The sequence below is a fragment of the Streptomyces sp. SID12488 genome, assembly GCF_010548275.1.
In the GTDB taxonomy this organism is placed as follows: domain Bacteria; phylum Actinomycetota; class Actinomycetes; order Streptomycetales; family Streptomycetaceae; genus Streptomyces.
This window is the reverse complement of record NZ_JAAGLT010000048.1, coordinates 1-19364: the sequence shown is the minus strand read 5'-3', so window position 1 is coordinate 19364 and position 19364 is coordinate 1. Positions and strand designations below refer to the sequence as shown.

Here is a 19364-nt window from a genome sequence, read left to right as displayed (position 1 = left end):
CATCAGCCTTGGCGCGCACGGCCCCGTCCCGGTCCCTGAGCCTTCTGCCAGATCCTCCGCGATCACGCGGAAACCCGCGGTCCGCGCAACGTCGCCGCCAACCGCAGCAACCCCTGGTTCTTCCCCCGGCAAGCGCCCCGGCCAGCACATCCACTCGACCTACCTCATGAACCAACTGCCCCACTCCGGCATCCAGGCCATCGGAACTCGGCTCGCTACCAGGCGTTTTCGCGGAGGGCGCGAGGGCTGTCGTCGGCTCCGGCTTGGAAGGCGCTCCACAGGCCGCCGGCTGCTCCGCCGATGACGGCGGTGAGGGCGGACTGGAGCGCGGGGCCGTAGACAGCGACGAGGCTGGCGCTGACGGTGCCGACGACTGCGCCGGTCCCGGCCACGGCCCGTTTGCGGCGGACCTGGTTCATCTGGGACTGCATGCCGCGGACTTCATCCTGGATCCGCAGGCCGCAGATCATCAGCTGCTTTTGGATCTCTTCGGTGTTGAGGGCGGTGTCGATGTTGGCCATCTCCATCCGCAACCAGCCTCGAAAGGCACGGTAGGAGTCGAACTCCCCGACGGTGACGGCGCTGAAGGTTTCCAGGGAGACGCCTTCGAGGAAGGGCAGTTCCAGTTCTTCGATGACCGGGATGACGAGCTGGCTGGTCACAGCAGGGGTACGGCTCTGGGCGATGACCCGGCGCCCGCTGGCTGCGAAGTCCAGCAGTCTCCCCGGAAGGCCGGATCAGCCCCGGACTGTCTGGAGGCGAAGCATTTGGCAGGTGATTCGCCTGGTCGTGTGCGTAAGCAGCCCCTTCTCATACCGTCCGTCATGCCGCAGGGCTGCGGTGCGTTTGCGTGATCGACTTGTGTGGAGTGCGCTGACATTTTCCGGGTAAGCGGGGTGGGAACTATCGGTGCTTCGGACGTGAGGCGGATGTATGAACCTGGCTGGGCCGGGCGAGCACATGGAGCCGCTCGTGGACCGTCCGATAGCCGTCTCCGCCGTGTTCGAGGACAGCGGGGGGATCGCTGAGGCTCGGGACCTGGCCCGCGACTTCCTCGCGTCTGTGCAGGCTGTGCATGGGTTGCCGGTGTCGAAGCGGGCGCTGGGCATGGTGCAGCTGGTGGTGAGCGAGCTGGTGACCAACGCCCGCAAATACACGCCCGGACCGTGTCTGCTGACGCTGGAGGTCGAGGACGGAGCCGTCCAGGTGAGCGTGTGGGACAGCAGCGCAACGTTGCCCTCGGTACTGGCAGCGAACCCGGAAAGGGTCGATCAGCACGGACTGGAGATCGTGATGGCCGTGTGCCAGAGCTTTGCTGTCCACCGGGAGCCGGTGGGCAAGCGGATTGTGGCGGCCGTCGTACTCGCCGACGACCCCGGCGGAGACGCCGCCGGCCGCCAGGCCATGTGACCTCAGCCCGCGAGACCTGGGGACTGGGTGCCGTTTCACCAGTTTCGACAGCACTTGTTCAACGTCTCGGGAGGCGCACGAACTGCGCCGCGTTCGATGTTTATGGGAAGGGGCAGCACCGGTTGTCAGCCATCGCCGTGACGCTCGGTGGCAACCGCACGACGTCACCCGGGTCCTCTACCGCACGTAGTGGTACCAGCGTCGGTGTACCGCGGGTTCGACCCACAGCACAGCGCCGCCTGCGGTCGCGCCGACCAGCAGGGCGGACCCTCCGCCGCCGTTGAGGACCGCGCCGAGGCAGGCGGCGGCAACGGCGAGCGGGCGCAGCAGGGTCAGTGGACCGAGGCCGATGACGACCGCGAGGGTGCTAGCGCGGAACGACAGGGTGAAGTAGGCGGCGAGCAAAAACAGTACGGCGAGGGCGTACACGGTGAGCGGGAGCAGATAGCCGAGGCCGCCGGCGGTCAGAGTGTCGTAGGTCCGTGCCCGGTCACGTGCGGTCAGCAGCAGGAGGGCGGCGGTCAGCGTGGGGGCGAGCAGCAGGACGGCCCCGACGGCCAGCCCGCGCAGGGCGGCTCGGGTCGTGGCCCGTCGCTTACGGATACGGGCGTCGCTGCCGGCATAGGCGCGGAAGCCGCTGAACGCCGCGTCGACGAGACCGAGGAGTACAAGCGGTATGGCGGGCGTCATCGGATGGTCCCGGCGAGGTGCTCCGGGCCGACCATGCGGAGTGCGTCCCGCCCGAGGGCTCGGCGAAGCGGCGCCTCCAGTTGCGGGCGCACTCCGATAATCGGGCGCAGGGTGGTGCAGAACGGGTTCACCGCACCGCGCGGCTCGTACAGCAGTGCGCGGATGCCGGGTACCGCGGCGGCGCGCAGCAGTGTCTCGTCGCTGTGCGCGCGCCGTGCGGAGACGACGCCGTCGTGGCGGCCGAGAGGATTGCGCATCCGGGCACGATGGAAGATCCAGGCGCCAATGGGCGCGAGACGGGTTGCGGCGATGTCGAAGTGGCAGAAGGCTTGCGCCGGTGAGGCGGCCTGGGCCTGGAAGAACTCGGCCAGGGCAGGACCACGGAAATGGTGCAGTACACCGGTGGAGACGTAGACGGTCGCGGCCTCCGGCAGGTCGAAGGCATTTCCTCGGACGAAACGGCAGTTGAGCCCCTCCGCCCGGGCAAGGCGGTCTGCCTCGCCGACCAGCGCGGCGTCGAGGTCGACCCCGACCAGCTCGACGTCCGTGCCGAGGGCGTTGGTGGTCGCCAGCCGGCGGACCAGGTAGCCCAGACCGCAACCGACGTCGACCAGGCGGTACGGACCGGGCTGCCCGGTGGTCTCCCGAATCGCGGTGAAGAGCGGGCCGAGCAGGTGGACCAGCCGTTCGCCGATCCTCAGCTCCTCGCTCAGGCGCTGGAGCTCGGTGTGCACACTGATGAGCAGGCGGTCCACGGCGTGCGGGTCGAGTACGCCCTCCCGGTCTGTGGGCAGCTCGGCGACGATGCGGGCCGCGCGCTCGTCTCCGCTCTCACGGAGCTGCTGGATCACCTCGGCGCGCCGGACCCGGAGCCGGTGACCACTGTGCGGATCCACCGCCGTGATCAGGTCGGAAATCTCAAGCTGGTGCACGGGGCAGAACTCTACGGCCTCGCCCGCCGGGCCAGCTGCCCCTGCCGTGGAGTGTCCACAACCTGGGACTAACCCGGCAGTCCACCCGCCGGTGCCGCAGGACCCGACCACCGACCCGACCATGGACCCGTCCACGGCAGGTCGGCGCACTGCGACACCTCGCCGGTGGCTGTGTGCCGAGCTCCTGGCGCCCGTCCGGGCGGCGCAGCCGGACACCGGGCCGGCCGGGTTCCGTGTCGTACGGTCTGGTGTTGAGGCCGCCCACCGTCCGCAACGGATCTCACCGGACCCGGCGGTGGCGCCGGTACGGCCGGAAGATCTGGACCGATACCGGGAATCAGGCCGCGACGAGTTCCTGCTCGCGGTCCGGCGTCTTGACCTTGGGCTTCTTGTTCGGCAGCGAGAGCCGGAAGACCTTGTGCCACGCGGAGAACACCTGCTTGGGCAGCGGCCCGGTGACGTACTCCAGCTCGTACTTCTCGAACAGTGCGCGCACCTGCACCGCGACCTCGGCGTACCGGTTGCTCGGCAGGTCCGGGAACAGGTGGTGCTCGATCTGGTGCGACAGGTTGCCGGTCATGAAGTGCATGGCCCTGCTGCCGCTGATGTTCGCGGAGCCCATCATCTGGCGCAGGTACCACTGGCCGCGCGTCTCGCCCTTGATCGAGCGGCGCTCGAAGACCTGTACGCCCTCGGGGAAGTGCCCGCACATGATCACCGAGTGGGTCCAGATGTTGCGGACCAGGTTCGCGGTGAAGGTGGCGGCGAGCGTGGTGAGGAACGACGGGCCCGACAGGAGCGGGTGGATCACGTAGTCCTTGAGCACCTGCTTGCGGATCTTGCGGCCCACGGCCCTGGCCCGCTCGCGGAACTCGGGGTTCTTGCGGCGGCGCTTTTGCAGGTTCTTGGCGAGCTCCAGGTCGTACGCTGCGATGCCGTACTCGAAGAAGCAGGCGTTGAGGAAGTTCCACAGCGGCTGGCCGAGGTGGAACGGGTGCCACCTCTGGTCCTCGTCGACGCGCATGATGCCGTAGCCGAGGTCGTTGTCCTTGCCGATCACGTTGGTGTAGGTGTGGTGCAGCTCGTTGTGCGAGTGCTTCCACTGCTCGGACGGCGAGGCGTGATCCCACTCCCAGGTGGTGGAGTGGATCTTCGGGTCTCGCATCCAGTCCCACTGGCCGTGCAGGACGTTGTGGCCGATCTCCATGTTGTCCATGATCTTCGCCACGGACAGACCGGCGGTGCCGATCAGCCACGCGGGCGGGAAGATCGAGAACAGCAGCACGCCCCTGCTGACCAGCTCGAGCTTGCGCTGCGCCGAGATGACCTTACGGATGTAGGCGGCGTCTTTCTCGCCGCGGGCGGCGAGCACCTCGTCGCGGATCGCGTCCAGTTCGCGGCCGAGCTCCTCGATCTGCTCCGCGGTCAGGTGGGCGGTGGGGTCGGTGGCGGTCAAGGTGCTCCTACCGTTCGATGTCGCAGGGGCCCGCCGCGGCGGACACGCAGGTCTGGATGAGGACGCCCGGTTCGGCCTCGGTGATCTCGCCGGTGCGCAGGTCGCGGACGGCGCCGGCCCTGAGCGGCGTGACGCAGCCGAAGCAGATGCCCATGCGGCACCCGGAGGGCATGAGCACGCCGGCCTCCTCGCCGACGTTCAGCAACGGTGTGGCGCCGTCCGCAGCGACGGTCTTGCCGGTGGTGCTGAACGTGACCTCGCCGCCGTCGCCGGTGACGACGATGCCGGGGCGGAAGCGTTCGGTGTGCAGGCGTTCTTGTACGGCGTGCTCGGTCCAGTGCTCTTCGGCGGCGTCGAGCAGGCCCGCGGGCCCGCAGGCCCACGTCTCGCGCTCGGCCCAGTCGGGCACGAGTTCGTCGAGACGGGCGATGTCGAGCTGGCCGTCCGCGTCGGTGTGCACCTCGGTGAGCCGCAGTTTGTTGTCCGCGACCAGGTCGTGCAGTTCGCTGCGGAAGATCACGTCCTGCGGCTGTGGCGCGCAGTGGACCATGACGACGTCGTCGAACTCGGTGTCGCGCAGCATGCCCATCACGGGCGTGATGCCGCTGCCGGCCGTCAGGTAGAGCACCTTGGCGGGCTTGGCCTGCGGCAGCACGAAGTCACCGGTCGGCTGGTCGAGCTGGATCAGCGTGCCCGGTTTCGCCCTGCGGACCAGGTGGTTGCTGACCTTGCCGTCCGGGATCGCCTTCACGGTGATCGTGACGCGGCCGTCCTGGCGGTTTGTCGGCGAGGTGATCGAGTAGGCACGCCACAGGCGCACCCCGTCGACGTCGACCCCGATCCGCACGTACTGACCGGCTGTGTGGCCGCGCCAGCCCCGTCCCGGCCTGATCACGATGGTCGCGGCGTCACCCGTCTCAGGGTGCACGGCCTCGATGCGCCCACGCAGGTCAGCGCCCGTACGCAGCGGGCTGACCAGGTCGAGGTAGTCCGACGGCAGCAGCGGCGTCGTGACCATCTCCAGCAGTTTCCACGCCCTGCTGCGGAGGGCTGTACTCGTCATGACTCCAGCTTGCTGCGCCTCAGGGCGTAAAGTCCTGACCGCAGGACGTAAATCTGGTCGGCTGAATTGTTCGTAGGGAACAAAAACGTGAGCCATGCAATCCGGAGGGCCGGCGAACTGGCCCTGGATGAGACGACGGTCACCGCACTTCGGGCCGCGCTGAAGAGCACCGCCGACGAGGTCGTCCAGGCGATCATCGACGAGGTCCCTCCCTACGCCAACGCTCTTTCGGGCAGCATGGGCGGCACCATCCGCCGAGCCGTCCGCACCGCCCTGGGGCACTACCTGGACCTCGCGAGCGGGAACGCAACAGGCGGTGACGCCGGTGACGCAGCCTATGAGCTGGGCCGCGGTGAGGTGCGCGACGGCCGTTCGATGGACGCCCTGCTCAGCGCCTACCGCGTCGGCGCCCGCGTGGCCTGGCGATGCCTGGCAGCGGGTGCCGTACCCGCAGGTCTGCCCGCCGCCGAGGTCGCCAAGTTCGCCGAGCTGACCTTCGCCTACATCGACGAGCTCTCCGCCGCGAGCGCCGCGGGCCACGCCGACGAACTGGCCGTCCGGGGCAGGGACCACGAGCGCCACCTGGAACACCTGGCCCGCGACCTCCTCGCCGGCGCGAACCCGGACGTGCTGCTGGCCTCTGTTCAACGGGCCGGGTGGCAGCCTCCGGTTTCGCTGACCGCGGTCCTGCTGCCCGCCGTCCAGGCCCGGCCTGCCTACCGCGCGCTCGACCCGAGCACCCTCGTCCTCGACGATCTGGCGGACGCCACAGGTGTGCTGCTCGTCCCCGATGCCGACCGATCACATCTCTTGCGGCAGCTGACCGGCCGCACCGCCGTGGTCGGCCCGGCCCGGCCATGGACTCGTGCGTCCGCCTCGTACGCACGAGCCGTACGCGCGCGCTCCCTCTCCTCCGATATTCGCGACACCGAGGACCACCTGCCCGAGCTGGTGCTGAGCGCCGACATGGACGCGTTCGCAGACCTGCGTGCCCGAGCCCTCGCACCGTTGCGGACCCTGCCTGACGCGACCGCACGGCGGCTGGAGGAGACGTTGCGGGCGTGGCTGCTGCACCAGGGCAGGCGGGACGAGGTGGCGGCGGCGTTGTTCGTCCATCCCCAGACGGTCCGGTACCGGATGTCGCAGCTGCGGGAGCTGTTCCCGGATCTCGCATCGCCACACCGGGTCCTTGAACTGACGCTGGCGGTCGGTCTTCGGGGCGGCTGACGCGTACGTCGGCCGTCCACGACCGTGTCCGTGAGCGGTCCAGGAACCGTGCCTCGTTCTCGGTGCCATCAGCCGGCTCATGCGGCCCGGGGAAGAGCGGTATCAGCCGGCTGAGACCGGGGGTTGATGTGAGGACCGGACAAGGCCTGGGGAAGCCCGTCGGGGGTGCTTTCTCTGAGAAGCGCGGTGGCGGATGGCTCGACTGGATCCGGTGGACGATGCGCACCGGCCCGCTCGTCGACGCGCTCATCGAGCATCTGGTGATCCGGGCCGCTACGCCTTGGGAAGCGGCTTTCATGTCGTCGTGGAGGGCGCTCTCCTTGCAGGAGCTGACCCACGGGCGCGCGGCGGGCTGCAGCCGGGTGACCGGCGGGGCGGCCGGGCCGGGTCACCAGGGGCGGGGGCCGGGCCGCTCGCGCCGGGGACCACCGTGGTTCTGCGACGGCCCCGTGCCTCCCTTCCGACCGGCCAACCGGACGACCGACCGGGCCAGCCGGCACACCGCGTGAGGGATGATGGGGATGGATTGACGGAACGTGAGGTCAGGAGCTTCCATGGCGAATCGGGTTCACCGACCCCGTGAGGACGCGGAGTTCAATTTCGTCCTCGGGATGAGCGGAGTTCCGGTCCTCGCATACTTCACCGGGACATGGCCCAAGGCAATCGAGCCCTGCCGGGTGATGGACCTCGTCGTGGGTGGCATCGCCGACGACTACACGGGCCGCCTGACGGCCGTACGCGCCGACATCACGCGTTGTCCGGCTGCGACCGAGCGATACGGGATCACCGGAGCCCCGTCCTACGTTCTGCTGAAGGAGGGAGAGGCGGTGGCGCACGGCACGGGGCCGATGACCGTCTCCGAGGTACGGAAGTTCCTGGACGGCCACCTCTGAGCGGCCGCTGCGGCACATGGCCGCGACGCCCGTCACGTCTCGTCTACGGGAGCTGCGCCGCCCGAGACACCCTGGGGCTGAGACACCCCCACAGGTCACATAACGCCGCCCAGCGCCGTCGCGTCCGGCAACTGGGCCGCTCCGGCCACCACCTCCGGGAAGGCCGGCCCCATCTCGGTGCCGCGCCTCGAACGCAGTACTACCCGCCCCGCGTCGACGGAGACCAGCGCCCTGAACCCGCCACAGCTTCGGCTGTCCCGCCCACCCCGGCAGCAGAGCCGGGTCGGGCACCGGGGTGGCGAGTATCGGTTCCGGCAGCGTCCACGTCACAGCCCCATGCCTTCCACCCGGCCGGTCCGTCCGCAGACCGAGTGGCGCACGCGCACCCGACCACGGAGCTGACCACGACCTGGGCACCTCTGCTGGACGCGATCGCCGTCGCCGACTTCCCGCTGGTACCGCCCGGACGCTGCACTACGTAGAGGCCCCAGCGCGCTACGACGGCGACGTCGTCTCGATCTTCTTGGGAAGCGGGATCACCGGATGCCCCGACTGGCAGCGCAGGGCCGTCCTGCACCTGGACGTGATCGGCTCACCGGCCGTCGTCACTAACCCCGACGCGCCGTGTTCCCCGTCGGAGAGGCCGAAGCCACACGGGAGCGAACCACGTGGGAGTACGAGCACCTGCGGATCGCCGACGTGATCCTCTTCTGGTTCTGCACGGAGGTCATCCAGCCCATCAGCCTGTACGAGTTCGGGGCGCATGCTGCCCGCGTCACCCGCCTGGCGGTCGGCGCGCACCCGGAGTACCCGCCTCCTGGACGTTGTCGAGCAACTGCGGCTCGCCCGCCCGGACGTGACCGTCCCTGGCTCGCTCCACGTCACCGTTCGGGCTGCTGCGGCGTTGCTGCCGACCACCCCCACCACCCGCGCCTGATCCCCGGAGCCGGGTGCGGGCTCAGGTCTTCCTCGTGCTGGACGGTGCCGCTGCTCGTACGCTGATGGTTGCAGGGTCTCGCCGCCGATGACATGTCGATCTTCTGTGACCTGCTGGTTCTCTGTTGTCTCACCGCAATGTCACCCAAGATCAGTCTCCGATCGATGCCATTTCCTCGGCGAACGACGAGTCTGCGGCTGATCCACCGAGCACAAGGGCTTCATGTGCGCTCAGATCGCGCACCGATGAGTTTCCCGCGACGCGCCGGTCTGTACACGTGAGACCGACTCACGGAAGGCTGGCGCCATGCGGAATCTGATCTACGGCATGAACCTGTCCCTGGACGGCTACATCGCCGCTCCCGGCGACGACATCGGCTGGGGCGTGCCGAGCGACGAGCTGTTCCAGTTCTGGTCCGACCAGTTGCAGGCAACCGACCTGTCGCTGTACGGGCGCAAGCTGTGGCAGACGATGAGCTCCCACTGGCCGACCGGCGACCAGCAGCCTGACGCCACCCCGGCGGAGATCGAGTTCGCGCGCCGCTGGCGGGACATGTCGAAGGTGGTGTTCTCCTCGACGATCGACAAGGTCGACTGGAACACCCGCCTGGTCACCGGCGACGCGGTCGCCGAGATCACCCGGCTCAAGGCCGAGGACGGCGGCCCGATGGACATCGGCGGCGCGACGCTCGCCGGGGCGGCCATGCGGGCCGGGCTGATTGACGAGTACGTGCTGGCCACCGCGCCGGTCCTGGTGGGCGGCGGTACGCCGTTCTTCACCGCACTGGACAACTGGGTGAACCTGAACATGGTGGAGACGCGGACGTTTCCCTGCGGCGTGATCCTGACCAGGTACGAGACGAGGCGCTGAGCGCCCGCCGCGCGAGACCCCGGGCCTGGAGAAAGGGCCCGGGGTCCGGTGCGGTGGGGGTGAGGGCGGGCAGAGACCTCCTCAGCGGTGGAGGCGCTCGTACGCGGTCAGCTTGGCGACGGCGGTCGGATCGGACACGGTCCTGGAGAGCCGCCGCCCGCGTATCTCGGGCCACTCGGAGGCGAGTTGCACGCCGTACGCCGTGGGGAACCACACCCGGGTCCGTCCGGCCTGCGGAAGGGTGATGCGGTCGACCAGCCCCTCAACGCTCAGCAGGGTGCGATCAGCCGGTGCATCTGCTCGATGGTGGCCGTCCGGTACTGCGCCGGCACCCCCAGCGGTGCTTTTCAGCCATGCTCCTCCAACGTCGCGGTACGGAAAGGTACTTCCGTACAGGAGGACCCGTCTGACATCTTGCATCCACCACTCGTTTCGTACGGCTCGGCCGGTGCCCTCAGCACGGCCGGGCCGTCTTCGGAGGACGCTTTGATACCCCACATATCCAGCCGCTCCAGACGCACGCTGGTGCTGGCGGCCACGCTCGGCGCCGCGCTCACGTTCGGCGCCCCGGGCGCCCTCGCGGGCACGCTCCCCGTCGTCCCCTCCACCGCGCCGGCCGCCAAGGCCCACGCTCCGGCCGTCGTGCCGGCGTCCCAGAGTGCGACCTGGGTGGCCGGCACGCGTGCCTACCTCGTGATCACCGCCCCCGGTGACAGTTCGGCGGTCCGCTCCGCGATCGCGGCCAACGGGGGCACCGTCTTCTCGGACTTCGACGCCATCGGCGTGATCGTCGCCCACTCGGCGTCCAGCGGGTTCGCCGCCGGCATGCGCGGCGTCGCCGGCGTGCAGCAGGTCGGCGCCACGCGCACCTCGGACGTCCCGGCCGACGCCTACAACCCAGCGCTCCCGGCCAATCCGGCTCAGGCCTCGACCCCGGCCGGAGAACCGGTCCGGGCCGACATGAGCCAGATCAAGGCGGATCAGGCCTGGGCCGTGAACCCGGGCTCCGCCTCAGTCAAGGTCGGCATCCTGGACACCGGTGTGGACGACCAGCACCAGGATCTGGCGCCCAACTTCAACGCGGCCGACTCGGTCTCCTGCGCCTACGGCAAGCCCGACACCCGTGCCGGCGCCTGGCGGGACGTCGACACGCACGGCACCCACGTAGCGGGCACCATCGCCGCGGCCAAGAACGGCAAGGGCGTCGTCGGCGTGGCCCCCGGGGTCACGATCGCCGCGGTCCGGGTCGCCGAGCCGGGCAACTCCTTCTTCTTCGCCGAGAACACCATCTGCGGCTTCGTCTGGGCCGGTGACCACGGCTTCAAGGTCACCAACAACAGCTATTACACGGACCCGTGGCAGTTCAACTGCCCGGACAACATCGACCAGGCCGCCATCATCGAGGGCGTCAAGCGCGCCCAGGAGTACGCCGAGGGCAAGGGCTCCCTCCAGATCGCCGCCGCGGGCAACGAGAACTACGACCTCGCCCACAAGACGACCGACTCCGCGAGCCCGAACGACTCGACGCCGGTCACCCGCACCATCACCAACGCCTGCCTCGACATCCCGACCGAACTGCCGGGCGTGGTCACGGTCGCGGCCAACGGCACGGGCGTCACCAAGGCCTCGTTCTCCAACTACGGGCAGGGCGTCATCGACGTCGCGGCGCCGGGCAGCAACGTGTACTCCACCGTCCCCGGCGGCGGCTACGGCAGCAAGAGCGGCACCTCGATGGCCACCCCGCACGTGGTCGGTGTGGCGGCACTCATCGCCAGCGCCGACCCGGGCATCACCCCGGCGCAGATCCGCGCCAAGCTGGCTGCCCAGGCCAACGAAATCGCCTGCCCCTCGGACAGCCGCTGCACGGGCACGACGGCCAGCAACGCGTTCTTCGGCGAGGGACAGGTCGACGCCCTCAAGGCCGTCGGGGCCACCCCGCCGCCCGGCAAGTACTTCGAGAACCTCGCGGACTTCGCCATCAACGACAACGCGACCGTGGAGAGCCCGATCGCCGTCACCGGCGTGACCGGCAACGCCCCGGCCACCCTCAAGGTGGGTGTGGACATCAAGCACACCTACATCGGCGACCTGAAGGTCGACCTGGTGGCGCCGGACGGCACCGTCTACACGCTGCACAACCACGCCGGCGGCAGCGCCGACAATATCGCCCAGACCTACACCGTGAACGCCTCCTCGGAGGTCGCGAACGGCACCTGGAAGCTGCGCGCCAACGACAACGCCGCCTCCGACACGGGCAAGATCGACGCCTGGAACCTGACCTTCTAGCGCAGGGCCCGGCAACGCCCGCGTGCAGCACGCACCGCACCGGCGACAGTTCCCCGCCCGCGGCTGCGGACAAGGCGGGCTGCGGTCTGTTCGGCCAGGGCTGCGAACTGCTGGGCGGCAGAGGGCACATGGGCCCCGGCGGCGGTGTACGCCGCGCTCGGGGCCCATGTGCCGGAGGCGTCCAGGAAGGCCGTGGACGGTTCGCCGCTTTTCAGGGCGACGCCCGTGCGGCGTGGGCGAGCGTGGCCAGCTGGGCCGTCGGCACCGCAGCCGGACAGGCCTTCCTCCTCAGTGCTGAGACCGTGTTGCCGACCCTACGACCACTGAAGTTCCCCCGAAAATCGCCTGGCTGGACGGTGGTGTGGTCGAGAGTCCTTCGCCGTGAACGAAGTGCTGCCGCAGTTGAACGAGCTGCTGTTTTCCTCGGTCGAGGGCGTGTTGGTGGAATCGGTCGAGGTGACCGACACGGACGTCCGGGTCGAGGCCCGTGCCACCGCAGGGCGGGCGGCCTGTCCGGGGTGCGGGTGCCGGCAGGCTGCGCCGTTCTTCGAGCACCTGGTGTGCGGGGTGGTGGCCGGGCAGGCTAGTTTGCTCGGGTGAGTCTCCTTGATGATGTGGCCGAGCGTGACGCCTGGCGGTGCTGGGTGTGTGACGAACCGGTCGACGCCGATGAGTCGGTGAACGACCCGCGGGGGGCCAGCGTCGACAGCCGGACCGCCGACCGCAAGGCCAAGGTCGCCGAGCGGCTCGCGCACCGTGGGTGCAACAGCCGTAAGGGCGCGGTCAAGGTGGTCATCGCCTGGCCGGACCACCTGTACGTCGTCGAACCCGCGCCGCTGATCACCGTTGCCGGGAGGCTGGAGCGCAAGGGGGGCCGCGAGATGGTGGGCCGTTGTCCGACCAGGCGGGACGCACAGGAGGCGGCGGATTGGCTGGTGGACCGGTTCTCCCGACTGGTACCGGGGCTGCCGGTGACCGCCGACATCGAGGCGGGCGGCGGCCAGTTCCTCGTCATCCTGGCCACCGGCCGCCGCTGACCGCGGCGGCGGGACCGGAGCTCCGCTGGCTGTTTAGACAACCTTCTGTGCGCGGTGCTCGACAGTGCCGTCGCCATCGGCGACGGCGTTTCCCCGAGGCCGGGATAGAGCGGTGCTGGTGACGGCGTGAACGCGCCCTGTCGCAGGACGGGTTGGGATCTTTACGCTCTGCTCATGTCAAAACAGAAGCCGGGCAGGAAGCACCGCACGCCACAGAAGCGGGTCCCGCGTCACCCCTCGGTACCGCGTCCGCGCACAGCAGCCCCGGTTCTGCCAGGTGGCGGGCTGCCCCTGCGCGGCAGCCTGGGCCAGACGGCGACGCTGCTGGAGCACGCGAAGCCGGACCAGTTGGTGGAACTGGTGCTGCCGTACCTGTGGGCGGCCCTCGCGGACGGCCGGGTCCCGGCGAACGTGTGCGTGGACGCGTGCCTGACACTGCGGAACGCCTACGGCCAGCTCGGAGTCCGGGCTGAACTGCTGTCGGTCAATCTGGCGGTTCAGCACAAGGACAAGAACGGAGGCGGCACCCGCTAAGGCTCACTCACGCCGAGCTGGACCGGGACCTCGTGGAACGGGCACTGCGTGCTGGTGCTGCCTGACTCCGAGCGGTTCGTGGACGCCACCGTGGAGCAGTTCGACGAGATCCGTGAGGTCGGTGCCGGGCCGATGATCGGCAAGGTGGCCATGTCGACCCACGACGACGGCTCGATGATGGAGCCGGGAGGACAGGTGATGCTCCAGCGCGGCGACCTGGTGCTCACGTACACCATCGCCGGGCCGGACGCGGTGGCCTCCATCGTGGAGCACCCGGAAGCGGTGGCCCACGCCGACGGTCACCACCGCACCGGCGTGAACGTCGCTTCCTTCGCCCTGGTCGCCCTGCGCGGTGAGGGTGTACGCGGCCGGGCAATGCAGGCCCCCCACCCTAGGCTGCGGGCTCTGCTGCGGGCGGTCGGAGACGCCCCGTACGAGGCCGACGAGGCCGGGAACGTGAGGTTCTGCCTGGCCGGTCAGACCGGCCGGGAGCAGTGGCTGCGTCTGGACGAGATCCCGCTGCCGCCGACCGTCCCGACCGCCTGGCCGCGCCCGTAGAAAGGAGGGGCCGGTGCACGCCGCTTGGCTGCGGCGATCACCAGCCCCGCTCCTTCTCCTCCTGACCGCGACCGAATGTCAGCGGATGCCGATCTGGGCCGCCCACCAGAGTCCGGGCCCGATCGGGCCCACCAGGGTGACGATGAAGCTGGCGAAGCCGGCAGCGCATGAAATCCATACCGACGCGACTACAAGGTCTTCGTAATGATCCAGGAGGTCGTAGGGGTCACATTCGGTGCACACGATCCAGATCAATAGCGGAACAAAGCCGCTGAACGCAATCAGGAAGCTGTACGGGATGGTGGCCAGGGCCATCGCCCACCAGGCCGGTCCGTCGTCGGCGCGGATGAGAGCGATGTAGCTGGCCACGGTGAGATAGACGCAGGCGGGCGCCGCGAGGACACTGGCGAACCCGACTGCGGCTGGCAGGGCCTGTACGGTCGCCCAGATCCGTTGGGCAACGCTCCGGAGGTGGGATTCTCGTGGGGCGGGCGTCTTCGGCTTCGGTGCCGGGGGGCCGTTCATCTGCTGCTGGGCCGAAGCTGCCTGGAGCACGTGGGGTGCCTCCGGCTGGTCGGCCCTCGTGCTGCCTGCTGTTTGTGCGGTGACCGTGTCTTGGGAGACCGTCGCCATGGTGCTGAACTGCGTTGACGGGTCAGCAACTGCCTCTTCGGTGAGCAGCTGGAGCTGCCGGAGGAGAACGCTGTGTTCCTGACGGTGACGTTGAGCGTTGCTCTGCAGCTGGGTGATCTCTGCTTCTAGTGTGCGTATGAGGGCTGCGGCGTGCCGCTGATTCTCGTTCTTCTCGGCCACGGTCCGCCACAGGTTCCCTCTGTCCTCTTCAGCGATTCGCGCCCGCTCCTGGACCGTTTCGAGTTCCGCCCTGGCGTCGGCCAGCTCCCTTTCCGCGATCTCGGTCTTCTCGCGTTCGTAGTCGAGACGGGTCTCGAGATGGTTGCTTGACCTTTGGGCGACTCGGCGCAGCTCGTGGAGCCGCGAGATCTGCTCGGGGTCCAGGGGATGTTCGTACGAGGCGACGAACTCCGCCAGCTTGTTCACGAACTTGGATGTCGCGACCCGCTCGCCGTTGAGGTACCGGGTGACTGTGGAGGCGTCCACGGGGCACGCAGCCGCCAGAGCCCGCCGCGTGCCCCCTGCAGCGCTCACCGGGTCGAACGCGGCCGTGAGGGCGGCGCCGAGCTTTTGGGCTGCGTCCACACCGGGTGTCTCGCTCATGGGTGCTCCCGCCTGGCTCCGGGGCTGCACGGCGTCGCCGGCTGTTGCCGGGCTGTTGTGCAGTCGAGTCAAGTGAAGCGGTGGCCTGGCCGCCGCGACCAGTGCCAGTTGGATGGTTTTGCCAATCCTCGGAAACGGGGGCATTTCCGCTTCCGCAACTTCGGCTTTCCGGGCCCATTGGAAGTATCCGAGGGAATCGGGCCGAGGCGAGCGGAGCGAGACACATGACCACCAGGAAGCGTCCGAGCGAGCAGCTGCCGTTCCTTGATCTGCGGATCGGAGGGCTGCACTTGACGGTGCAGCGCGTGCCCTACTCCGTTCTCGCCCTCATCTCTGGAGTGGGCGGGTCCCTGGGGGGTGTGATCTGGCTGGGACGCTGAGCTGATGTGCCGACCTCCCCGTGGCCGTGCGGAGCAGATCATGCAGCGGTCGGAGGACCGTGGGGCAGGGACGCAGGTTGCCCGGGAGCGCGGTACCCGGTGTGGGAGGACCGGGGGCTGTTGGCCCTGGTCTACGCAATGCTCACCGATCAGCACTCCGGGCTGCTGCCAGGCCGATGTTTCCGCAGCTCGGAGAGGTGGGAAACTCTGTTGTTTCTTTCTCGAGGTGAGCCCAGACCACCGAGCATCTGATCCAAGGCCTCCTCCGGACGGAACAAGACCCATTTCAGTGATCTGCCCCCATTCAGCCCAACGCCAACGCCGCCTGCTTTCACGTGCTCCTGCAGCCTTCCTGCTTCTGCATGGCCTCACCAACGTCACCTTCTTCGAGCCTCACGAGCGCTTCGTTGGGGTTCTGGCCAAGCTCGTCCAGCTCTTGGGCGATCTTCTTGAGCCCGTCCGCAAACTTGCTCTGGTCCGTGGTGTCCAGTCCGTCGACCTGCTTCTTGAGGTTCGCGTACGACGTAGAGGTGTACTCCAGTTGCTTGATGGCGTCTCGCTGCTTCTTCTGGCCGTCGGACACCGGTGGCGGCCCGGCTGTTTTGAGGGTGTCGCCGATCGCCTTGTAGGCGTCGGACATGTCCTGGAAGGCCTGTGAATCGGTCCTCTGGACGTCTTCCGGGGTGCTGTTGTCGGGGGTCTGCTGGATCGCGGTGTTGGCGCCCTCGATCTTCTTGGCCTGCGGCTGTTGTGCGTCGCAGACCTTCTTGGCCCAGGAGTCCAGGGAAGGCGGGGAAGCGCTCGGGGGTGTACTGGGAGAGGCGCTGGGGGAGGTTTCATCTGGTTCGCTCGGACTTGTGGCCAATGCCCATGTGCCGACGCCGATTCCGATGACGAGCGCGGTAGCGGTCACGGCAATGATGCGGCGGGTCTTGCGAGATGGTTGCCGACGGGCTGTACCAGACGCGGCCGTCGGGCGGATCCATGGGAGCCCGGCATGCCTCGTCGTCTGGGGCACCTGCGTTGAGTGTGATTCAGAATTCGGGGCTGATGGAGCCACAGACGGCTGTGGGGTCGGTGCCTCCGAGGAGGGTCGCGGCCCAGCTGTGATGGTCGGCTCGTACGTTCCCGGTAAGGATGGGGTGGTGAACTGGTGAAACAGGTGCTTCGCCTCGTCGGCGCCCAGTCTCTGGGCAGGGTCCTTGGCCAGCAGTCTCAGCAGGATGGGCGCCAGGCCGCCGGCGCGGCGGGGTGGCGCTGGATCCTCGGCGAGCAGCGCGCTGAGTGTGGCCACGTAGGAGGTGCGGTCGAAGGGACTGTGGCCGTCGACGGCGAAGTAGAGCGTGGCGCCGAGCGAGAACAGGTCTGATGCCGGCGTGGGAGCTGAGCCGTGAGCGCGTTCTGGTGCCAGGTAGCCAGGGGTCCCGATGATTCCGGAAGCCGTGGTGAGTCTTGGCTCGCCCGAGTCCTGCTGGAGGGAGATGCCATAGTCGGTGAGCAGCACCCGTCCGATTCCGGTGCTCTGGGTGCCGGCAGATTCTTGCCGGGTCAACAAGACATTGGAGGGTTTGACGTCCCGGTGGAGAATGCCCAACTGGTGGCCGTGATTCAGCGCGTCGATGAGGTCCAGGCCGACCCGCGCTGTTTCGGCCGGTGAGAGGGGGCCGAACTCGCGTACCACTGCCTCAAGGTCTAGCGCTCCAGGCACGTACTCCATGACGATCCACGGAAGACCGCCGTCGACAATGCAGTCGTACACCGTGGCCACGTGGGGGTTGCTGCGCAGCCGAGCGGAGTGCCGTGCTTCACCTCGGGCTCGGGCGATGCGCGCAGTCAGCTCTGCTTCGGTAATCCCCGGCTGCACGGCAACCTCTTTGAGCGCAACGTCGCATGCCAGTTCCTGATCATGGGCGAGCCAGACGCGCCCCATTCCGCCAGCTCCCAGACTGCTCAACAACCGGTAGCGCCCGGCGATCACACGGCTACCATCGTCGTCTGGTCTGGCCATGCCACCATCCATCTCGTTTCGGCTCAACTCCTCCGCACAGTTTATGGACGACACGCTCCTGCTGGTGGTACATGAGAACCACAATCACCCGCTTTCTACATCCGGCGTGCGCGGCAACGGGGAGAGCAGAGGCACCGGATGTCGGTACCGCGCCGTAGCGTGAGATCCCATGAACTTCACGCACATACCGCCGGTTCCGGCCGAACAGATCCGGCAGTTGCCCACCCGGGATGTCGCGCTCCTTTTTCTGCAGTACCTCGCCAGCGGCGGCCTTCTGCAGTACACGGCGACGATGGATTCGGCGCGCGAGGCATTCAAGGGCGAGCCGGACCCAGCTGTACTTGTGAACGGTCTGTCCGACGCCTGGTGCTGGCTGGAGGCGCATGCACTACTTGCCCGGGTTCCCAGCCAGTCCGAAGCCTTCCGCCAACTCTCCCGTGACGGAAGGGAACTGGCGAAGGATCCACAGGGGCTGCCCGGTCTGGCTGCGGTGGTGGTTCGCCGAGGGATCGACGTGATGTGGATGGCGCAGCCGCCGATTCAGGTGTCGCCAACAGGGAACGGCGAGGTGGAGATCGCTGTCGCCGGGGCCACGGAGGACGACCAGGTGACCGCCTTCTCCGCAGCGGACGCTCGGGCTTTCCTCGACCAGCTCCGAGCGGAGTACGGCCCCAACTAGCCCGTGGCTCGGGCGGCACCGGGGAGTCGTCGACCTCATGCCCGCCCTGGAGGCATCCGTACGCGATGCCTGCGCCAGCCGCGGCGAGGATGTCGCACGGGCACGGTGAAGGCCGTACGTGATGGTGGGTGCGGTCCAGTACCAGGCGATGGTCCGGGCCGCTGCCCGCCCCCGGTTCATCGGGTGACGATCGGCGTCACGAGGGTGGCCAGTACCGCCACGCCGGTCAGGCCGACGAGCAGCGGCTCGCGGCAGGAAGGGTGGCGGTACGCCAGGTAGGCGAGGCCGCCGAAGATGATGCCGCCGACCAGGACGAGCAGCAGGACCACGAGCAGGGCGAGCGTGGACATGGGGGAGGGTTCCTTCGGGTTCGGGCATGCGTGTCTCGCATACGGACCGGGAGTGTGGACGGCTCTCACCCTTGCGTCGCGGGGTGAAAGCTCCGACAGGACCGGGAGTATGCGCTCCTGGGCGGTTAGCGCGACAAGCGATAAAACGGGGGTGCCCACATCCAGCCCGGAGGGCGTGTCCTCTCCCCAGCACCTGGCGGGTGCTGGGCGCGCAGTCGACGGAGGTATAGACGTCCAGCAGTAGCGGGTTGGTGAGTACGCCGTGTTCGGCGACGTACGCGCCCACGTCGTCCTGTGGGCGATGGGGGAGGCCTTGGACCTCTGTCGCTCTCTGCCGAAGCGACCCTTCAAGGCTCTGATCTGTGGCTTTCGCCCGGCCGGAGCGAGGCGATGGTGGGCTGCGCCGGTGCTGCCGGGCCGTTGTTCCGTAGGGTGGTGCGGCGGGCCTGCTTGCCGAAGGCCGGGTGGTGTCGTCGGTGACGACGCCACCGGCGGTGCGGATGGTGTGGCGGCTTTGAGGTTGTCGGGGAGTCCGACCGACAGGTCGCTCTCCACCACGCGTGACAGCGGAGACCGCAGGTGCCACGGGCGGCGACGGGAGCTGGCCCCTGAACGACTGTTCCATGATGTTCTCGAAGCGGTGGCCGCCGCCGTCGAGCTCCGCCGCGCGGGCGCGGCTGGACCAGCAGTTAGTAGCTGTTGTCTTTCCGGGCTTGAGGACTGCGTTTTCGCTGGTCGGGCATAGGGCGGGCGTTCCCGTGGGAGTGGTGGCGTGTCGTGTCGTCGCTGCGGTGGAGGTCGTGGATGCCGTCGGTCGT

The 19364-nt window shown here is 68.6% G+C and carries 21 protein-coding genes and 1 pseudogene; 12 read left to right on the top strand and 10 right to left on the bottom strand.

From position 1 onward, the window contains the following. Positions 1–215: 215 nt before the first annotated feature. The gene (locus tag G3I56_RS40425) at positions 216–662 is read right to left on the bottom strand and encodes a hypothetical protein (RefSeq protein ID WP_164418196.1); all 447 of its coding nucleotides are present in this window, start codon (positions 660–662) and stop codon (positions 216–218) included. Positions 663–933: 271 nt separating this feature from the next. On the opposite strand from G3I56_RS40425, the gene G3I56_RS40420 reads away from it, so the two are divergent. Further along, complete coding sequence (locus G3I56_RS40420; protein WP_164418194.1) at positions 934–1410, top strand: ATP-binding protein; 477 nt, start codon at positions 934–936, stop codon at positions 1408–1410. Positions 1411–1587: 177 nt separating this feature from the next. Here G3I56_RS40420 and G3I56_RS40415 read toward each other — a convergent pair whose 3' ends face one another. From G3I56_RS40415 to G3I56_RS40400, 4 genes are all read right to left on the bottom strand, one after another. Continuing rightward, positions 1588–2100: a hypothetical protein gene (locus G3I56_RS40415; protein ID WP_164418192.1), complete on the bottom strand. Its 513-nt coding sequence runs from the start codon at positions 2098–2100 to the stop codon at positions 1588–1590. Beyond that, on the bottom strand, positions 2097–3032 hold the full coding sequence (locus G3I56_RS40410; protein WP_164418190.1) for a class I SAM-dependent methyltransferase: 936 nt from the start codon (positions 3030–3032) through the stop codon (positions 2097–2099). The genes G3I56_RS40415 and G3I56_RS40410 overlap by 4 nt, the downstream gene beginning before the upstream one ends. A gap of 337 nt (positions 3033–3369) precedes the next feature. Next, entirely contained in the window at positions 3370–4488 is a 1119-nt protein-coding gene (locus tag G3I56_RS40405; RefSeq protein WP_164418188.1) for an acyl-CoA desaturase, read from the bottom strand. Positions 4489–4495: 7 nt separating this feature from the next. Next, positions 4496–5551, bottom strand: coding sequence for a ferredoxin reductase (locus tag G3I56_RS40400; RefSeq protein ID WP_164418186.1), 1056 nt, complete (start codon positions 5549–5551; stop codon positions 4496–4498). A gap of 87 nt (positions 5552–5638) precedes the next feature. On the opposite strand from G3I56_RS40400, the gene G3I56_RS40395 reads away from it, so the two are divergent. The 4 genes from G3I56_RS40395 to G3I56_RS40380 all read left to right on the top strand — a co-directional run bounded on the left by G3I56_RS40395 (position 5639) and on the right by G3I56_RS40380 (position 9478). Continuing rightward, positions 5639–6778 carry a PucR family transcriptional regulator gene (locus tag G3I56_RS40395; protein ID WP_164418184.1) on the top strand — a complete coding sequence of 380 codons (1140 nt, stop codon included), beginning with the start codon at positions 5639–5641 and terminating at the stop codon, positions 6776–6778. Positions 6779–7332: 554 nt separating this feature from the next. Then, on the top strand, positions 7333–7671 hold the full coding sequence (locus G3I56_RS40390; protein WP_164418182.1) for a thioredoxin domain-containing protein: 339 nt from the start codon (positions 7333–7335) through the stop codon (positions 7669–7671). 763 nt (positions 7672–8434) lie between these two features. Continuing rightward, positions 8435–8608: a hypothetical protein gene (locus G3I56_RS44495; RefSeq protein WP_239135401.1), complete on the top strand. Its 174-nt coding sequence runs from the start codon at positions 8435–8437 to the stop codon at positions 8606–8608. Positions 8609–8914: 306 nt separating this feature from the next. Then, entirely contained in the window at positions 8915–9478 is a 564-nt protein-coding gene (locus G3I56_RS40380; protein ID WP_164418178.1) for a dihydrofolate reductase family protein, read from the top strand. Positions 9479–9559: 81 nt separating this feature from the next. On the opposite strand, the gene G3I56_RS44925 is transcribed toward G3I56_RS40380, so the two are convergent. Next, a complete protein-coding gene (locus tag G3I56_RS44925; RefSeq protein WP_275406963.1) occupies positions 9560–9694 on the bottom strand; it encodes a hypothetical protein in 135 nt (44 codons plus the stop codon). Between the two features lie 309 nt (positions 9695–10003). Here G3I56_RS44925 and G3I56_RS40370 point away from each other — a divergent pair, with 309 nt between their 5' ends. From G3I56_RS40370 to G3I56_RS40350, 5 genes are all read left to right on the top strand, one after another. Beyond that, positions 10004–11764, top strand: a complete 1761-nt coding sequence (locus G3I56_RS40370) for a S8 family serine peptidase (RefSeq protein ID WP_164418221.1) — start codon at positions 10004–10006, stop codon at positions 11762–11764. Between the two features lie 381 nt (positions 11765–12145). Further along, a complete protein-coding gene (locus tag G3I56_RS40365; RefSeq protein ID WP_164418176.1) occupies positions 12146–12364 on the top strand; it encodes a hypothetical protein in 219 nt (72 codons plus the stop codon). Further along, a complete protein-coding gene (locus tag G3I56_RS40360) occupies positions 12361–12801 on the top strand; it encodes a hypothetical protein (RefSeq protein ID WP_164418174.1) in 441 nt (146 codons plus the stop codon). The genes G3I56_RS40365 and G3I56_RS40360 overlap by 4 nt, the downstream gene beginning before the upstream one ends. 174 nt (positions 12802–12975) lie before the next feature. Further along, positions 12976–13335: a hypothetical protein gene (locus tag G3I56_RS40355; RefSeq protein ID WP_164418172.1), complete on the top strand. Its 360-nt coding sequence runs from the start codon at positions 12976–12978 to the stop codon at positions 13333–13335. A gap of 48 nt (positions 13336–13383) precedes the next feature. After that, the gene (locus G3I56_RS40350) at positions 13384–13893 is read left to right on the top strand and encodes a hypothetical protein (protein WP_164418170.1); all 510 of its coding nucleotides are present in this window, start codon (positions 13384–13386) and stop codon (positions 13891–13893) included. A gap of 78 nt (positions 13894–13971) precedes the next feature. Here G3I56_RS40350 and G3I56_RS40345 read toward each other — a convergent pair whose 3' ends face one another. Next, complete coding sequence (locus tag G3I56_RS40345) at positions 13972–15129, bottom strand: hypothetical protein (protein ID WP_164418168.1); 1158 nt, start codon at positions 15127–15129, stop codon at positions 13972–13974. A 224-nt stretch (positions 15130–15353) separates the two neighbouring features. On the opposite strand from G3I56_RS40345, the gene G3I56_RS40340 reads away from it, so the two are divergent. Continuing rightward, a complete protein-coding gene (locus G3I56_RS40340) occupies positions 15354–15509 on the top strand; it encodes a hypothetical protein (RefSeq protein WP_164418166.1) in 156 nt (51 codons plus the stop codon). A gap of 331 nt (positions 15510–15840) precedes the next feature. Here the strand turns inward: G3I56_RS40340 and G3I56_RS45185 are convergent, their stop codons facing one another. Continuing rightward, on the bottom strand, positions 15841–17517 hold the full coding sequence (locus G3I56_RS45185; RefSeq protein WP_164418165.1) for a serine/threonine-protein kinase: 1677 nt from the start codon (positions 17515–17517) through the stop codon (positions 15841–15843). A 169-nt stretch (positions 17518–17686) separates the two neighbouring features. Here G3I56_RS45185 and G3I56_RS40330 point away from each other — a divergent pair, with 169 nt between their 5' ends. Continuing rightward, on the top strand, positions 17687–18196 hold the full coding sequence (locus tag G3I56_RS40330; RefSeq protein ID WP_164418163.1) for a hypothetical protein: 510 nt from the start codon (positions 17687–17689) through the stop codon (positions 18194–18196). A gap of 176 nt (positions 18197–18372) precedes the next feature. On the opposite strand, the gene G3I56_RS43450 is transcribed toward G3I56_RS40330, so the two are convergent. Together G3I56_RS43450 and G3I56_RS40325 are read right to left on the bottom strand one after the other, a co-directional pair. Continuing rightward, positions 18373–18546 (bottom strand): hypothetical protein, encoded by a 174-nt coding sequence (locus G3I56_RS43450; protein ID WP_203691804.1) that lies wholly within the window; start codon positions 18544–18546, stop codon positions 18373–18375. Positions 18547–18733: 187 nt separating this feature from the next. Further along, a pseudogene (locus tag G3I56_RS40325) lies at positions 18734–18841 on the bottom strand (phosphoadenylyl-sulfate reductase); the annotation flags it as partial. Positions 18842–19364: the final 523 nt, after the last annotated feature.

Coding starts and splice junctions, on each gene's coding strand:
- G3I56_RS40420 (WP_164418194.1), top strand. CDS start 934: ATGAACCTGGCTGGGCCGGGCGAGCACATGGAGCCGCTCGTGGACCGT.
- G3I56_RS40415 (WP_164418192.1), bottom strand. CDS start 2,100: ATGACGCCCGCCATACCGCTTGTACTCCTCGGTCTCGTCGACGCGGCG.
- G3I56_RS40400 (WP_164418186.1), bottom strand. CDS start 5,551: ATGACGAGTACAGCCCTCCGCAGCAGGGCGTGGAAACTGCTGGAGATG.
- G3I56_RS40390 (WP_164418182.1), top strand. CDS start 7,333: ATGGCGAATCGGGTTCACCGACCCCGTGAGGACGCGGAGTTCAATTTC.
- G3I56_RS44495 (WP_239135401.1), top strand. CDS start 8,435: ATGCTGCCCGCGTCACCCGCCTGGCGGTCGGCGCGCACCCGGAGTACC.
- G3I56_RS40380 (WP_164418178.1), top strand. CDS start 8,915: ATGCGGAATCTGATCTACGGCATGAACCTGTCCCTGGACGGCTACATC.
- G3I56_RS40355 (WP_164418172.1), top strand. CDS start 12,976: ATGTCAAAACAGAAGCCGGGCAGGAAGCACCGCACGCCACAGAAGCGG.
- G3I56_RS40345 (WP_164418168.1), bottom strand. CDS start 15,129: ATGAGCGAGACACCCGGTGTGGACGCAGCCCAAAAGCTCGGCGCCGCC.
- G3I56_RS40340 (WP_164418166.1), top strand. CDS start 15,354: ATGACCACCAGGAAGCGTCCGAGCGAGCAGCTGCCGTTCCTTGATCTG.
- G3I56_RS45185 (WP_164418165.1), bottom strand. CDS start 17,517: ATGGCCAGACCAGACGACGATGGTAGCCGTGTGATCGCCGGGCGCTAC.
- G3I56_RS40330 (WP_164418163.1), top strand. CDS start 17,687: ATGAACTTCACGCACATACCGCCGGTTCCGGCCGAACAGATCCGGCAG.
- G3I56_RS43450 (WP_203691804.1), bottom strand. CDS start 18,546: ATGTCCACGCTCGCCCTGCTCGTGGTCCTGCTGCTCGTCCTGGTCGGC.